At 37.1% G+C, this 16,072-nt stretch carries 18 protein-coding genes; 13 read left to right on the top strand and 5 right to left on the bottom strand.

The window, feature by feature from the left end:
- Position 1: 1 nt before the first annotated feature.
- Together serS and NH153_RS13375 are read left to right on the top strand one after the other, a co-directional pair.
- Positions 2-1,306 (top strand): serine--tRNA ligase, encoded by a 1,305-nt coding sequence (gene serS / locus NH153_RS13370; protein WP_063704658.1) that lies wholly within the window; start codon positions 2-4, stop codon positions 1,304-1,306.
- 163 nt (positions 1,307-1,469) lie between these two features.
- The gene (locus NH153_RS13375; protein WP_063704660.1) at positions 1,470-3,014 is read left to right on the top strand and encodes an arylsulfatase; all 1,545 of its coding nucleotides are present in this window, start codon (positions 1,470-1,472) and stop codon (positions 3,012-3,014) included.
- A gap of 124 nt (positions 3,015-3,138) precedes the next feature.
- On the opposite strand, the gene NH153_RS13380 is transcribed toward NH153_RS13375, so the two are convergent.
- Positions 3,139-4,851, bottom strand: coding sequence for a DUF4153 domain-containing protein (locus tag NH153_RS13380; RefSeq protein ID WP_063704662.1), 1,713 nt, complete (start codon positions 4,849-4,851; stop codon positions 3,139-3,141).
- A 21-nt stretch (positions 4,852-4,872) separates the two neighbouring features.
- Positions 4,873-5,397, bottom strand: a complete 525-nt coding sequence (locus tag NH153_RS13385) for a hypothetical protein (protein ID WP_063704664.1) — start codon at positions 5,395-5,397, stop codon at positions 4,873-4,875.
- Positions 5,398-5,609: 212 nt separating this feature from the next.
- Between NH153_RS13385 and NH153_RS13390 the strand changes: the two genes are divergently transcribed.
- From NH153_RS13390 to NH153_RS13450, 11 genes are all read left to right on the top strand, one after another.
- A complete protein-coding gene (locus NH153_RS13390) occupies positions 5,610-5,912 on the top strand; it encodes a hypothetical protein (protein ID WP_063704666.1) in 303 nt (100 codons plus the stop codon).
- A gap of 208 nt (positions 5,913-6,120) precedes the next feature.
- Complete coding sequence (locus NH153_RS13395; RefSeq protein ID WP_138625615.1) at positions 6,121-6,474, top strand: hypothetical protein; 354 nt, start codon at positions 6,121-6,123, stop codon at positions 6,472-6,474.
- 117 nt (positions 6,475-6,591) lie between these two features.
- Positions 6,592-6,861: a hypothetical protein gene (locus NH153_RS13400; protein WP_054552978.1), complete on the top strand. Its 270-nt coding sequence runs from the start codon at positions 6,592-6,594 to the stop codon at positions 6,859-6,861.
- Between the two features lie 119 nt (positions 6,862-6,980).
- Positions 6,981-7,457 (top strand): hypothetical protein, encoded by a 477-nt coding sequence (locus NH153_RS13405; protein WP_063704670.1) that lies wholly within the window; start codon positions 6,981-6,983, stop codon positions 7,455-7,457.
- Positions 7,458-7,571: 114 nt separating this feature from the next.
- Positions 7,572-8,081 (top strand): hypothetical protein, encoded by a 510-nt coding sequence (locus tag NH153_RS13410; RefSeq protein WP_063704672.1) that lies wholly within the window; start codon positions 7,572-7,574, stop codon positions 8,079-8,081.
- 785 nt (positions 8,082-8,866) lie between these two features.
- The gene (locus tag NH153_RS13420) at positions 8,867-9,304 is read left to right on the top strand and encodes an SUKH-3 domain-containing protein (protein ID WP_063704676.1); all 438 of its coding nucleotides are present in this window, start codon (positions 8,867-8,869) and stop codon (positions 9,302-9,304) included.
- Between the two features lie 108 nt (positions 9,305-9,412).
- Positions 9,413-9,871 (top strand): hypothetical protein, encoded by a 459-nt coding sequence (locus tag NH153_RS13425; protein WP_063704678.1) that lies wholly within the window; start codon positions 9,413-9,415, stop codon positions 9,869-9,871.
- Between the two features lie 106 nt (positions 9,872-9,977).
- A complete protein-coding gene (locus NH153_RS13430) occupies positions 9,978-10,511 on the top strand; it encodes a hypothetical protein (protein ID WP_063704681.1) in 534 nt (177 codons plus the stop codon).
- Positions 10,512-10,814: 303 nt separating this feature from the next.
- The gene (locus NH153_RS13435; protein WP_063704683.1) at positions 10,815-12,074 is read left to right on the top strand and encodes a tyrosine-type recombinase/integrase; all 1,260 of its coding nucleotides are present in this window, start codon (positions 10,815-10,817) and stop codon (positions 12,072-12,074) included.
- A 400-nt stretch (positions 12,075-12,474) separates the two neighbouring features.
- Positions 12,475-13,680, top strand: a complete 1,206-nt coding sequence (locus tag NH153_RS13445) for a reverse transcriptase family protein (protein ID WP_063704687.1) — start codon at positions 12,475-12,477, stop codon at positions 13,678-13,680.
- Entirely contained in the window at positions 13,680-14,408 is a 729-nt protein-coding gene (locus NH153_RS13450) for a retron Ec48 family effector membrane protein (RefSeq protein ID WP_063704689.1), read from the top strand. The genes NH153_RS13445 and NH153_RS13450 overlap by 1 nt, the downstream gene beginning before the upstream one ends.
- Before the next feature lie 330 nt (positions 14,409-14,738).
- Here NH153_RS13450 and NH153_RS13455 read toward each other — a convergent pair whose 3' ends face one another.
- The 3 genes from NH153_RS13455 to NH153_RS13465 are packed head-to-tail and all read right to left on the bottom strand — an operon-like array spanning position 14,739 to position 16,026.
- Positions 14,739-15,140, bottom strand: a complete 402-nt coding sequence (locus NH153_RS13455; RefSeq protein WP_063704691.1) for a protein-export chaperone SecB — start codon at positions 15,138-15,140, stop codon at positions 14,739-14,741.
- A 2-nt stretch (positions 15,141-15,142) separates the two neighbouring features.
- Entirely contained in the window at positions 15,143-15,454 is a 312-nt protein-coding gene (locus tag NH153_RS13460) for a hypothetical protein (protein ID WP_063704692.1), read from the bottom strand.
- 11 nt (positions 15,455-15,465) lie between these two features.
- Positions 15,466-16,026: a hypothetical protein gene (locus NH153_RS13465; RefSeq protein WP_063704694.1), complete on the bottom strand. Its 561-nt coding sequence runs from the start codon at positions 16,024-16,026 to the stop codon at positions 15,466-15,468.
- Between the last annotated feature and the right edge of the window lie 46 nt (positions 16,027-16,072).

Below are 16,072 nucleotides of genomic sequence, written 5' to 3' on the forward strand. Positions count from 1 at the left end.
CATGTTAGATTCTAAATATTTACGTCAAGATATCGAACAAGCGGCTGCACGTTTAGCAACACGCGGTTTCGAACTTGATATTGCAGCGGTAACTGCACTTGAAGAAAAACGCAAAACATTACAAGTACAAACGCAAGAACTTCAAAGCGAGCGTAATGCAAGTTCCAAAGCTATCGGCCAAGCAAAAGCGAAAGGCGAGCACGAAAAAGCACAACAGCTGCTTGATTCAGTAAGTAACCTTGGTGATCAACTAGACAGCGTTAAAGCTGAGCAAGACGCAGTACTTGAAGAGCTTAAGCAAATTGCACTTGCTATTCCAAACTTACCTGATGAGTCAGTACCAGTAGGTGAAGACGAAGATCAAAACGTTGAAATTTCAACCTGGGGTACGCCTAAGTCATATGACTTTGAAGTAAAAGATCACGTTGATGTTGGTCAAGACGTAAACGGCCTAGACTTTGAAATGGGTGTTAAAATCAGTGGCGCACGTTTTACTGTTATGCGTGGTCAAGTTGCACGTATGCACCGTGCTCTTACGCAGTTTATGCTTGATACGCACACAGAGCAAAACGGCTACACAGAAATGTATGTGCCTTACCTAGTTAATAGCGCAAGCTTATACGGCACAAGTCAATTACCTAAGTTTGCTGGTGACTTATTCCACACCTTAGGTTTAGTGGATGACGACGGTCAGCAACAACCAGGTTTTAGCTTAATTCCTACAGCTGAAGTACCACTTACGAACAGTGCTCGTGACGAAATTTACGACGAAAGCGACTTACCAATTCGTTTAACTGCGCATACGCCTTGTTTCCGTAGTGAAGCAGGTAGCTATGGCCGTGATACACGTGGTCTTATTCGTCAGCACCAATTCGACAAAGTTGAATTAGTACAACTAGTAAAACCAGAAGATTCAATGCAAGCGCTAGAAGAGCTAACAGGTCACGCTGAGCAAATCTTACAAGCATTAGAACTTCCATACCGTAAAGTGATTTTATGTACGGGTGATATGGGCTTTGGTGCAGCAAAAACTTACGATTTAGAAGTATGGTTACCTGCACAAAACACTTATCGTGAAATCTCATCATGTTCTAACATGGTTGATTTCCAAGCACGTCGTATGCAAGCGCGTTTCCGTCGTCAAGGCGAGAAAAAGCCAGAGCTACTTCATACACTAAATGGTTCAGGTTTAGCGGTTGGTCGTACACTGGTAGCAATCTTAGAGAACTACCAACAAGCTGACGGCTCAATTGTTGTACCAGAAGTATTACGCCCTTACATGGGTGGCTTAGAAGTTATTAAATAACATTTAAGTTCATAACGTTTAAAAACCGTATTTGTGTAAGCAAATACGGTTTTTTTATGCCTAGCAATAATAATTAATTGCGGTATACAGTAATTTTAGTAGACTGAAAAACGTACAATAAATTTTATTAGTACTCACTCACAATACACGAAGGACTGCTGTTATGAAAAAACTACTCGCCGTAGCATCCGCTGCTTTGTATTTAGCAAGCTCGGTCGCTTTTGCTAAAGACAAACCTAATATTTTAATCATATTCCCCGACGATGTTGGCTGGCAAAACGTTAGTGCTTATGGACTTGGTACCATGGGTTACAAAACGCCAAACATCGATAAACTCGCTCACGAAGGCGCAATGTTTACCGATCATTATGCGCAGCCATCTTGCACAGCTGGGCGCGCAGCCCTTATTACCGGTCAATATCCAATTCGTAGTGGCATGACAACGGTAGGCCGACCTGGCGCAGAGCTTGGTTTAAAAGCGGGCTCTTATACGCTTGCTGAGGTTTTAAAAGAGCAGGGTTATGCAACAGGACAATTTGGTAAAAACCACTTAGGTGATCGCAACGAGCACCTACCTACAGTTCATGGCTTTGATGAATTTTTCGGAAATTTATATCACTTAAATACTCAAGAAGAGTTTGAGCAACGTGATTACCCAAAAGATCCTGAGTTTTTCAAAAAGTATGGCACCCGAGGCGTTTTACATACTTACGCCACAAATGTAGATGACAAAACAGTGGACCCACGTTTTGGTAAAGTAGGTAAGCAAAAAATTAAAGATACTGGCCAACTCTCTCGTGAGCGAATGAAAACCGTTGATAAAGAGTTTATGGACGCAAGCATAGACTTTATTAAACGAGCGCAAAAAGCTGATAAACCTTTCTTCGTTTGGTTTAACCCAAGCCGTATGCATATGTACACGCGTTTAAGTGATGAAAGCCGTTATTTGGCAGCAGACTACACTACAGAGCATGATTTATACGGCAGTGGCTTGATTGAGCATGATCAACAAGTGGGTGAGTTAATGGCTGCGCTCGAAGAGATGGGTGCCCTAGATAACACCATTGTGATTTATTCTACTGATAATGGCCCTGAGCACAGTGCACGATTACATGGCGGTACAACACCGTTTCGCGGTGAAAAAATGACAACTTACGAAGGCGGTGTACGCGTTCCTATGATTGTTCGCTGGCCAGGTAAAGTTCCAGCAAATACCGTATTAAATGGCATTCAGTCACACATGGATATTTATACAACCCTTGCAGCAGCAGCGGGTGAACCAAATATCGTGAAAAAAGCGCTTAAAGAACACAAGCAACCGATTGATGGCGTAAACAACTTAGATTACTGGTTAGGTAAAACGGACGAGAGTGCGCGTGATAGTTTTCTGTATTATTACGAATCGAGCATTAAAGCTGTGCGTTACAAACAGTGGAAACTTCATTTCGAAACAAGCGAAAACTATTACGCTCAGTACGAAAAACAAAAGTTCCCGATTATCTATAACTTACGCATGGACCCGTTTGAAAGCTTTGATGGCTTAACTGACCGTTCCGACATAGTGCAAGCTAAGCAATGGCTAAATGAGCCTGTGCAACACTTACTTGGTGAGCATATTCAGTCATTATCAAAATATCCACCACTACAAAAAGCGGCTAGCTTCGACTTTAGTCAGTTAATGGAACAGTTGATGTCTGGTAAGCAGTAACACTCACTAAAACGATTTATTGAGTTTTAATTTAATCAAAGCCGCATAGGGAAGCTAATATACAACTATGCGGCTTTTTTATTTTTGAACTAGTACAACTAAAAGAATTTGAAATAGGTTTTAACTAATCGTTTGGTGATTTTAATTCTAAATTTCCAATCTTTATATTCTTCCACTTGGGTTTAACCGTTTCGATTTGACCACTTTTGATTAATTCTTTGATGTAGTTATCTTTACCAGAGTTAGATGTAGTCATGTATTTTGCAACCCATTGTCCATGTTCTATCACCCACATATCTGCATTTGTTAATTCGTTACTCTCTTCAATTGCAATAAACTCAGGCTTGGTATCATCATCTAAATCTATTGCAATTAAGTAATAATCTTTCGTTTGATAAATAGACCACTCATATTGTGTTTCTCTTTCGTAAAAACTCTTTACGAGATCGGCAGGTATACTTTCCTTGCTTGGCCAGTAAGTTATCAAACTTTCAAAGTTGGTAAATGATCTGTTTTTGTTGGCAAGTTTATGATTTATATACATACGTTCAATAATTGCAATGTGCTCTTTAGGTAGAGTCTTTGATTCATTAATGAGTGTTTGCAGTTTTAAGTAGCCCTGACGACCTAGTGCATACCCAAAATAATAATAATCAAACTCTTCGAAATTGACTTTACCTTCATCTAAACGAGCGATTTGGCTATTCGCAGAGATTTGCTGAAAATTTAAAACAGGGGAGTTTACTAATAGCATAAGAGTGAGAACAATAAAGCCCATTGCAATGTTTACTGAGCCTAGAGTTTCTAACCATGCGTCTCTTTTTTTTATAATGCCTATCAAGTAACCAAAGGAGAAGCTAGTAAGAACAGACCAGACTAAAATAGCCCAACATCTATCAACAGTTAAGCCATATTGTTCGATTCTAAGCCAAATTCCGTAAGCAGAAATTAGACTGTAAATGGGTAGTAGCGCAACACCTATAAAAATAAGGCGGTGAATAAGTAGACTATAGGGCTTATGCCCTGATCCGTACTGATATACCGCATTTACGCAGAAAAGAGTAAGCGCTTGTAACCACAAAATCAATAAACTACCAGAACCGGTTTTCCATAAAGAACTCAATCCAGTAAAAGGCAGGGTAACTAAAAACCCTAAAGAGATAACTGTAAGCGTAGGCAGCATAAAGTTAAGTAAAGTTTGTAGCATCGTAGAAACAGTTTCGACGGTATGTATTATTTTTCTAAAAATGAAGACCGCAAAGCCAAATGCAATATTAAGTACAGGAATGACAAACCAATCTTTTTCTAAAAGCTCCTTGAAAAAATTAATTTCAAGCACCGCAAATAAACTAGCACCTAAATTTAAAATTCCCCAAAGTGCTCCAATGAATAGGCAGCTAAAAGAGAAAACAATGAAGTTTTGCCAAGAGAGCTCAACTAACGAGCTGTAACCAAATTTCTTATTATCGATGTATTGTTGTACATACATAAGTACTTTAAAACAGGCAATTAAAGCTGTAAAAATAAACACTGAAATAATATTGCTATTGTTTATAAATGCTTTTGGTTCTTGTTGAAAGCCTACATAAGCACCTAAAAGGGATAAAGTAATTGAGAATGGCAGTAAAAATTTTATTGTATCTTTTAAATTTGTCTTGGTAATACATAGAGAAACTAAAAGAGGAAAGCTTATAAAAAAAGTTACTAATGAAAATAACCAAACAGGGCTTGTTCCGGGCCAAAATTCATTTTCAGCACTACGATAAAGCAACGTAAGAACTATACTTTGAATAAGTGAGAACGAAATTATAAGGCGTTTGGGTAAGTGAGTATCCATAGTTTTCTTTATTATAAGTTTTTAAAAATGTGCATTTTCGAGTACATCAGAGACAAATTTTGCTGCCTCGCTATATGTTCTACCACCCAAGTTTCCGTGGCTACCTTCGGGTGACCAGCTACCAACAACACCAATGACAGGATCATCGTCGCCAAAGCTCATTGTCTTCTCGTAAGTATAAAACTTAAACCCATCGTTAGATTTTAATATTAAAACAAAAAAACAGTTTGCCATGGCAATTGGTTTTGGGAATTTAATTAACACAGCGTCTTCTAACACTTCACTACTAATGCCGTTTGCATATTCAATCGAGATAATATCTGTTGCTACTGTTTTTAAATGACTCAAGTCACCTTTTAACAGGTCATCATAAAATTTCCCCTCTGTTGTAAAAGTCCATTCGGGGAGAATTTTATGTTGAAAGAAATAAATCTTTTGAGACTTAGGTACTTCTGTGGTTTGCAGCGGTTTTGTTGATAAGTCTTGCTCGGGAGTAGAATTACAACCACACAGAAAAACAATAAAAAATAGTAAATATACTTTCAAAATAACTCCTTTTAATAAGCTGTACGTCAAAGGCTTAAGTTTATTGTTTGTTACTGGAAAATTAATTTTTATTAAGCTGTTCCCATATTTCCACTACAAACATCTAAAGTAAACAGGTAATTGAAGTAACTGAAAATATTTAACTAAATTCAGATTATTAGGCAATGAAACTCAATAATACAGTGCATGTATTGCAACAGTAGAGCAGCACATTGGCTATTTTCAACAAGGACTTGCTCAAGAATATAGATAATGTCGTTGATATATTTCTATTCGCCTGCGAGCCACTGCGCCACCAAGGTGAGTATGACTTTGCAAATAGCGACTTACCAAAACGCATTAAAGAACTTGGCCTTAAAATGAGCACCGCTTCAGAGCATTGGCACGCACCACCGGTAGATGCCTTGTTCGTTCACAGAAAACTAGCAGGCCTGTTTTTAATCGCCGTAAAGCTAGGCGCAAAAGTGAATGTGAACAGTATTTTTAAGGAGTTTGAAGTACAGATGGATAAATAATTGAAAGGAGTTTGGGGTAACTTATTTTTGCCCCAGGATGAACGACGAGCGCATTTTCTGAATATCTTTAAGTACTAATAGAAAAATTAGAGTTGGCGATGCTTTAAGTTATTTGTTACTAATAGACTTATTTATACATGCGCGTAACATCGGCAGAAAGATACGGGACGAGCGCACTATAAAATTGTTATGTGCTAGGAGGTTTCCGTTGCGTGTCGCTTTGCTTTTGATGTTGATTATTCTTTTCGGATGCTCAGAGCAACAAAATATTGATATTCAAGCAATCAAAGAGGCGAAAGACGCGTGGAATGTAAAAATTGGCGCCCAACTTCAAGCATCTACTGACTATTCTGATTTAGAAGTTTGGCTAAATGCTCATGCTATGAAAAATGATATGCAAAAAAACTTTGGTGGTGATTCAAATTCAGCCGAATTAGAGAGATTAAAAAGCAAGATAGTCCCTAATTGCTATACCAGTTTGTTTTTGCGCTTTGCAGTGAATGATTCATCCCAAGTGGCAAGTCATAAAATTAGTGCTACTCAAGTATGTAGGTATAAATAAAGCACATAAAAACGCATCAATGAATGGACGTCTAAAGCTTGGCTAGCGCTCATTCCTCGCTAATTTTAGCAAGCTTAATCCGCTCATTATGCGGGCTTTGGCTCTAATAGGTCGGTGATGGATATACCAATTGAAGATGAATTAAAATCTATTTGTATTGAGATAGTTAACCAAGACTACTCAACTCATCAATGGCTTGAAATAGAGTCGAGCGATATGTTTCAGTCTCCATCGTTTGTTGGTGGCTTTGACGCTGATGAAGTGGAGTTTTGCTTTAGTTATTTCGATGAGAATCGCACTGAATTTTGGTTTCAGTTTACTTTAGACCAAGCAAAGTCAATTTCAAAAGGTGAAAGCGTTAAGTTGTCAGGTTTAAAACCTGAATAAAAACACATAACAAGTGCCCAAACCAAAGGACGCAAAACAGCAGGCTTGTGCTTCTTCGTCGCCAATTTTAGCCTGCTATTTGTGCCGTTTACGGCAAGCGTTATATTGCAAGGGGAGCTATGCGTAATCTAATCATTATTTTAGTCGCTTCGGCACTAATATCTTGCGTTGGAATTCCTGCTGAAATTTTAAAATCCAAATCAGCTGAGTATAAATTTCCTATTCTGCCTAGTACCGAAAGTACAATCGTATATCTAATATCTCCGGTTGCATACCAAGAACCGAGTGCGTACCAACAAGTAAAAGTTAACGGCATTAATAGTAAGCTATATTTTGGAGCCTACAGTTCAATTACATTAGCCGAAGATGCAACTATACAATATCGCTTCAATCACCATTCAAACTTGGTTGATGCTGGTCAATGGAATCAACTTAAAGTAGCAGCTAATAAAAATGAGCTATTTTATGTATTAAAGAATGGTTTATTTACTCAAGTATCTAAAGAGCAAGCTGTCGCTCAAATTGTAACCATTGAATATCGGTATTGTGAATATAAACCAAAGCCTTGTGAGCCAATGGTTTACAATGCAATATAACAATCGCACTAAGGGTGGACGCCAAAAGCTTGGCTGACGCTAATTTTAGCCTGCTATTTTGCGGCGGTTAGGCAAGCGTTGCTGTTACCCGAATATTTTAGGAAAGGATTTATTATGAGAGTTGGCTTTTTATTAATACCGTTAATTGTAAGTGGTTGTGCAGGCTTACCTAAGTATAAAGCTCCTCTAGCAAACCAGCCTACAGCGACACTAAAAATAAATCATGATTTCAATGCGCCTTTTCTTGGTTACTCTACATTTGTAAATGTTCACTCTGAAGAGGAATCATGTGGAAAATCGTTTGGTGCGGAAAGTGCAGCTCAATTAGTTATTTTGGATGACAGTAATCCTTTAATTTCGCCATTAAATCCAGATGGCGTAAATCTTGTTGCTGATAAAAAATACACCTTCATGATTATGTCTGTTGCAGGCATGAGCAATTGTACAACTTACGCTTCATTCAAGCCAAAAGCAGAGCAGAATTATGAAATAAACGTGTCGGGTAAGTTAGGTGCTTATGACTCATACTGTAAAGCTGAATTAGTCCGTATTGATGGAAAATCAAAAGAAGCTTCACCTATGCAATTCGATTATTATGGTAATTGCAGAGAATCGAATAACTAACACATAACAAGGCACTCAAGCAACGACGCAGCAGAGCTTATCGTTATGTTTTAATGGAGGAGTGGTGGACTTAGGAAACTGGGATAGCGCAATTATCAAAAGCCTGTCATGGGTAGCCTTAGGAATAATCGTAATAACTTCGGTTATGGCTTCACTATCTACAACCGCTAGTGATATTGCTGACTTATTTGTATCAAGTTTACTTTTTCTAGGTGTCTATTTACTTGTATCGTTGGTCGGGTGGCTATGTGTCGGCTTTCCTGTTCATTGGGTAATTTGTAAATATGCAAATGCTTCCTTCAAGATCTATATGGTAGTTAGTATTCTAGTAAGCTTAACGTTGTATTTTGTTCAAAGTCAGGATTCTGTATTATTTGCGCTGACTGCATTGTCCCAAGCAATGATATTTAGGTTCTATGTGTATAAGAAAACCTAACAAGCTGTTTAAGCATGGGACTGCTAAAGCTTGGTTCGATTTCGCTACCTTTGCATTTTAGCCAAACATTAATCAGCCCCTAACTGGGTGTTACCAAGGCCTTTCTTTTATAGAGCCGTCCTTCGTCTGTACACAATTGCTTTTCTATTTCGTCAAAGAATATAGCTTTTATAGTCAGGAAAACGATCCTATAGCTCTTTCTTGTCCTAAGAAAAAGCTAAAGCTCCTGCATTTTAGTAGTATTGGCAATTACTTAAGAAGTTTGTTACAAATGAGTCATTCAGAAAAGCGAGCGATACTGTGGTAGAAAAACACCCGATTTGCTCGCTATAAACATGTTAGGTTTTTAATGGACACCGAGCAATATATTCAGAAATTGTTTGACGACTCTGGTTGGTATGAAGGAAGAAATGTAAAAGTACAAACTAATGTTTTGGATTTATTTAAGCCAGCATACAAAAACGCAATAAGAGTTCTAATAGAATACGGAGGTCTAACCGTAGGTGAAGTCGCTCCAGGTCGAGACTTTTCAGCGAGTGAAATTTGTTTTTACTCTAAAACTTTTGATTTAGGCAAAGAGTTTGATAAATATTGGACTAACATAAATAGCCTCTTCTCTGTTGCCTCAGCTCATCGAGATCACATGCAAATAGTTGTCGATGAATTTAATAACTTTTATATCTTTACAGATCCAGATGAGCAATTATATTTCGGTGGCTCGTTTCAAGATACAGTTAACAAAGTCTTACTTGGTATAAATTACGGAAATGCGCTAAGCAAAACCTAATTAAGTAATTATGAAAAGGACGCAAAACGCTTGGCTTGCGCTCCTTCGTTTCTAATTTTAGCCAAGCTTTATCCGCCCTCTATGCGGCGTTAGGGTTACAATCAGACAATGAAGTGGACTGAACCTTGGGTTAAATCAATCCAAAATCAAGAAAGATATAGTCTCATTTCAAAAGGGGTGGTAATCAGCTGCCTTATTTGGACGTTGTTTTTCGTTTTTTTGGCAGTTGTAAGTCTGTTGACTAAAGATGAGTTTATCAATCATCTGGTTAAAACTATTTGGATTGCGCCTGTAGGAGGTTTCATTTTAGCTTGGGGCATGTATACGATCAGGTGGCTGTCACCAGTTAAAATTGATTCCGGCCCCAAAGGTATTATTAGAATCAAAGCAGATAATATAACTTCGATACCTTGGAAGCTGATATCTTCGTATACGTTTATTGTTGACGGCATAGTTTTTAAGTTTACGGATGATAGTGAAATTACATTTTTATTACCGAAAGATATAGATCGAGATCTAATATCAAAAGAACTTGAAGCACACTCAATCAAAAAAGGTGTTTTATAACCTTAACAAGGTAAATAAATCGAACAAAAAACATTAGGCTGTTTACGCTCTAAATTGCAGCCTGCAATTTTGTTCCGTTTATCGCGGCGTTAGGCATTAAGGAAGTATGGGCGATAATATGAAGGTCGGAGACTGGGTCAGAAGCTATGGTTCAGGGATATGGAGAGTTCATCGAATTCTAGAACTCAATGATTTTGATATTCAAAGTCAAACTAACAAACCTAGAACTGTTGTTTTCTCTTCACGGTTTGTAAACGACGCTTATAAGCGATCCTTTGCAACAGAATGCTGTGATTCAGCATTTGTTTATCATTTGCAACAAGCAGAGCGAGATGAACTCGATTCATTTATCAATCAGAATATTGATTTATATACTAAATTCAATGCTTATAAACCAAAACCCATTAACGTTATCTACAACGCAAAAATAAATATTCCAGTTTCAAAGAGTAAATCAGAGTTAGAAGATTTCTTAATTAGTTACCAATCATTATTTTTAGAGCAACTCTTTTGTCAGTTGCATTCTTCAGGTTTAGCATCAAGTGATAACAAAGGTTGGACGGCACAATTTGTAGCTAAAGATCATGAGGCTGTTGATGGTAAATTAGTGTATAGCTTTTCAACGTTATTGACGTTTTAGATCTTATAAAAGTAAGGGTTTTATGTAAGTGTTTGATAGGGATAAGGAAAAGATGGTCGGCATAGCAGGATTTGAACCTGCGACCCCTGACACCCCATAAAAATTAACTGTGTTGATACGTGTACAATCATGACCAAATGTGACCTATCGTGAAGTATCCAAATAAAACCTAAGTTATTGCTGTTGCTAATAATTGCGCTGTAAATTATACATAGTGAAGTAACGTGATAAATCGTGAGTTAGAACTAGTTGGTGCGATAACTGTGCGATAAATTTTTTAACTATGTGTTGGGTGTGCGAAAAATGGCGTCAATCAGAGCAAAATTAACGGAGTCAGTACTTAATAATATTCCTTTAGAAATTACTAAAATAAACGACACTGAAATCCCAGGTTTCTATCTGAACATTGGTAAGCCAAATAAAGATGGCGAACGTTCCCAAGTATTTTATCTTTATTATCGCTTAGGTGGCCGAGGTTCTAAAGAAAGAAGATTAGCCCTAGGTAAATCTTCAGTTCTAACAGTAGGTGAAGCCAGAAAGCTCGCTAAGCAATATATTGGTGATGTTTCTCGTGGAATAGATGTATTCCTTGAACAAAAAGAAAGAACCAAAGCGCAAAAACAAGAAGATGAAGCGCCAACGGTACAAGAATTAGTTACAGAATTCCTAGAGCGTTATATCAAAATTAATCGTAAAGACCCAAGTGCAGTAGAGCGTATGTTTGAAAAAGACGTGTTACCAGCTATAGGGAAAGTTAAATTAAAAGATATTTCTCGCCGAGAAATACTAAGTAAAGTTCTAGACCCAATCACAGATAGGGGAGCAGGGACTCAAGCCAACAAAACCCTTTCAATATTAAAGCAGATGTTTGATTTTGCTGTTGAGCGTGACTTAATGCAGGGAAACCCTATTAGCACCGCCAAGAAAAAGAATGTAGGCGGTATTGAAAAACCACGTACAAGAGCTCTTGAGTTTGAAGAATTGATACAAGTATTCGAACGCCTACCTAAGCTTGGCGTAAGCACACAAGTGATCTACGCTTTGAAGTTTATAGCTCTAACTGGTTGTAGGCCGATAGAGATTACTGGTGCCCAGTGGCAAGAATTTGACTTTGAAAAGATGATGTGGACTATCCCGGCTGAGCGAGTAAAACAAAACAAAGGTGGGGACCGTATTCACAAAGTGCCGATTAATCAAAATATGCTAATCATGCTTGATGAACTGAGAGCTTCATTTAGTTATTTGCGCTCAAAGTATGTGTTCCCAAGTACCACCTGTACTACAAGCAACGTGGGTGAACAATCTATCGATAGGCACTCACTTTCGAGGGCGATAAACCGAAAACAAAAAGAGCTAGGTGTACCAAAGTTCGTGCCCCATGACCTGCGTAGAACCATGGCGACTCGCTTAGGTGATGATGATATTGGCGCTGATCCGATTGTGGTTGAGAAGATACTTAACCACCAGTTGCAAGGGATGCAAAAGGTTTATAACTTGCAGGAGTACATGGAGAAAAGGAGTAAAGCCCTTGTGGCTTGGTCTCTTAAGTTTAATATGATTTAAATAGTCCTAGAACCCCTTGTTTTAAATTGTAGCCAATATTTACATAAGCTGAATTTAGAGTTATTGTTAAAACTTCACGGACGTTTCGTCCGCAAACTTGTTCTGATTGATAAAAAGAAAACCCTTTTGCCTTGATATATAAGGTGGCCTTTAGGCCTAGTGCTGGACCCCCGACGCAGTCGCGTGATTCACCCTGACCAGAGTAGAGTTGCTTCGCAACCCCCTCTGGGGCGAATCCGCTGCGTGCCTTCGGCACTTTAGGATACCGACCCAGGCTATGAGACTTGTACTGGTTTTTCTTTTTCAGAGGCGGTTTGAGTCTCATAGTGTGGCGGAAGCCTGTTAGCACTTTTGTGCTGGGTCGGTTGTTCCAAAAATTGTAAAGGGAATTATTAGTCAAATGACCACTCCAGATATTCCTCTGTTTAAAGCCGGTCCAATAAAGTCGAAAGCTCATTTAGCAAAAGTGTTAAATATTGACATATCTGATATCGATGATGTCTTAAACATGCCACTAGATAAGAGATATAGGCCTCCTAAGAACCCCATTTTGAAATCTGATGGAACAATTAGGAAAATATTTAACCCACATCGAAAAGTAAGGTTTTTGCAGCGACGCATTAATAATAGAATTAATAAACAGTGTATAAGATGGCCCTCCTACATTTATGGTTCTATCCCTAAAAGCATTGAAAATGGTAATCGGGATTATGTTGAATGCGCTCATAAACACTGTGGGGCAAAGAGTATTTTGAAAGTCGATATTTCTAATTTCTTTGACAATATACAAGAATTTCATGTGAAGAATATGTTTAAAAATCTCTTCAGGTATTCTGATGAAGTTTCTGAGATTATAACCAATATATGCTGTTATGGTGACAGAGTTGTGCAAGGAGCATTAACCTCTAGTTATATAGCTTCACTTATTTTGTGGGATGTTGAATTATACTTAGTGAGAAAGTTGAAGCGTTTGAATCTAACTTATACGCGGTTAGTTGATGATATTACTGTTTCTTCTACTAGTCACAATTTTGACTTTAACGGGACATCTAAGCTGATAGAAGAAATGCTAAATGAAAAAGGCTTACCACAAAACATTGATAAAACTAGAGTATACCGTCTTTCTAGTGAGCCTCTTAAAGTCCATGGCTTAGTAGTGTCATTCCCAAACCCTATATATTCTAAAGATGAAGTAAAGAATATTAGGGCGGCTGTTCATCAACTGAAACATAGAGCTGAAAAACAAGAAGATCAAAAATCGAAATCATACAGGAACGATTACCAAAGGATTTTAGGAAGAGTTAATAAGCTTAGTCGTGTTAAAAATGACAAGCATGCAAAGCTTATAAAAATACTTAGAAGTGATGGTTTAAGACCCAAACCATCGCAATCAGACAAAATTTCTGCGGAAAAGCGATTTGATAAAATAGTGATTGACTACAGCAGAAAAAAATCTCAATACAACTTTTATAAAAGATATCATTATTTAAAGCATCTTTTATTTTTTATAAAAGGAGAGGGTGGCTCTGACTATAAAAAGTTTGCACAAGATAAGCTTGATAAATTATCACGTTATGAGCCAGAATTTAAGATCAAGGACTATTAATGCTAGTGAAGAGCAAAATAACAAAGCTGGCATGTATTTATGCTTTCATAAACTTCATTTTCTTAGTCCTGCTGTTGGTGCAAATGAATGGAGCAGGAACGTTTTCACTTGATTTTTGCATTCAAGATCGTTGCCTAAAATACATATATGATAGGCACCAATATTTTATCGAGTTGGTGATTGTAATAAATAAATTTTTAGCGGGGCTTACGGCTATTTTTGGCGTAGCTTATGGTTATGTAGCTTTTATTGAGCAATCAAAGGATAGGGCTTTTAACAACCACCTTCGCAATTTAGAGTTTTTCGTATCATTCATAAAATCTGAAATTGATCGACTAGATTACCTCTCTCAATCAAGCGTTGATTTCAATATTTTATATCAGTTGATTTACCCAAATTCATCTGAAGGTAAAATGTCTAACTTTGATGAGTACAAAAGAAGAGTTAAAGAACTGAGAGACTATGTAATTAGCTATTCAAATGGGTATAAGGGTGGGATTAAAAAGATGCCGAACTCAGAAGTTTCTTTTTTTAATCATAAAAAGAAAATAATAAAGCTCGCTAAAAAATTTGGTATTGATGTTGCTAATTTACCCAAAGGGGACTTTTTTTCCGTTGAGAGTGATTTCTTTAAATTGCTAGACGTGATAACCACAACATTTACAAATGAGCGAGAGGTTCAGAGAGCGCGTTTTCTGATGCATAAAGTTGATATTCACTACAGATAATGAGTCGTAATCTCAGCCCTAAGTCCCACCCCTTGCTAAACCGTCTCTAGGCCGTTTATATTTAAAGCTAACACCATTTATACTTGAACAGTTGATGAAGGAGTATTGACAGTTAAAGAAGAGATAGGGTGAGTAAAAGCATTAAATAAAGAGCAATCGCACTTTTCAACCACCAATTTTCTATAATTGAAAATAGTTTTTTACTATCTGTGACTATAGTAGTTTGCTTGAGCTTTAGATTTTATAGTCAAATTTAGTTATTAAAATTTATTGCTCAGAAAGACAGGATTTGGTGTACATGTTCTAAATCTAAGATGTACACCAACTCCTTTAATTAACTTTTTCTTGCATATCCTTGTACATAGCTGAAAAGTTGACGCTTGGAAGCATTATAGGGTCATACCCTGCATTGAGTAAAAGCGTACTTACAAAAGCTCTCATATACGGAAAAGCTATTGCAGGTGCATTTACGTGTGGAAAGTGAGATTGTATAAACTCATCGTCAAGTTCTCTATCTAGCTTAAAAGTTGATTCATACTCAAGCAAAAGTAAGTGTGAATTTTTAACTTTTAACCTTAAGGCAAAAAAGATATTAAATTTATCAGATGTTTGTTCTGAAAAATTCGGCTCATAGTGAAATCCGAATTCATCGATTTCATCAAAGCCTTCAACTTGATCCTTATCAAGTAGGTTTATTTCTTTTGCCTTGTTAGTATATAGTTGAATGTTCATTTTTAAGCCGCTAAAGAGTTACCATAATCGTCATCATTACAAGCTGTTACAATTTTGCTTGTACTATCCTCTAAGTAAGTAACTTCGAGAATCATAATCTCACGATAAATATCATCACAAAATTTTTCAAAATTGAATTTATTGAATGATTGTTTCCAATATTCATTTGAATAAGGTTTTTGTACATCACACAGAAAGTCGTGAGCTAATGGACCAACAGACTCATAGCTTTGAAGTTCGTTGTATAGCTCTTCAGCAGAAACTTTAGATAACTCTTCTTGAAGTAAAAGTACACGTTCTTGTAAACTTAACATATTAATCTCCTTCATGCTGTAGGCATTTTTTCTGCGAAATCAGATGGTTCAATGAAACCATTTAAGAAAATACGGTCTTTTGCTTCCTCGAAAACGCAAAGTTGCTGTGGTGTGACTAAACCTAACTTTGATTTATTAATTTTTGGATCAACAAAATCAATATTTTCTACTGTTCTTCCATCCTGTGCTTTGACGCCTAGATATGGAAATATTTCTTTCGAGCACCTTAACTTACTTAATATTTGATTAACAGTAACACTTTTACGTGTCTCTTCTTTATCAAGTTTAGCAAGGATTATATCTTTTAGTTGGATAAATTCTAATTGGTGCTGAACGTTACCTACTAAATCTAGTACTTCTTTTTTAAAGCATAAATTTATATTGAACTGACCTATAACTCTTCTATTAGAAATTCCCCACTTTTTTGCCCAGTAGTCCGAGTCAGTCCAAAAGTAGTAGCCCTGAGTTAGCCATTGGTTAGCACCATTGCCACTTCTGAAGGGGATATTATCGACAATGTAATCGAATCCATTCTCTAATTTGCAAGTGTGGTAGCCAACGTGAGCAGTCATTTCCATATTTCTTATATTGATTGTTTTATATAATTTAAACAAGGCA

Source organism: Pseudoalteromonas gelatinilytica, from assembly GCF_001641615.1.
Lineage (GTDB): Bacteria > Pseudomonadota > Gammaproteobacteria > Enterobacterales > Alteromonadaceae > Pseudoalteromonas > Pseudoalteromonas gelatinilytica.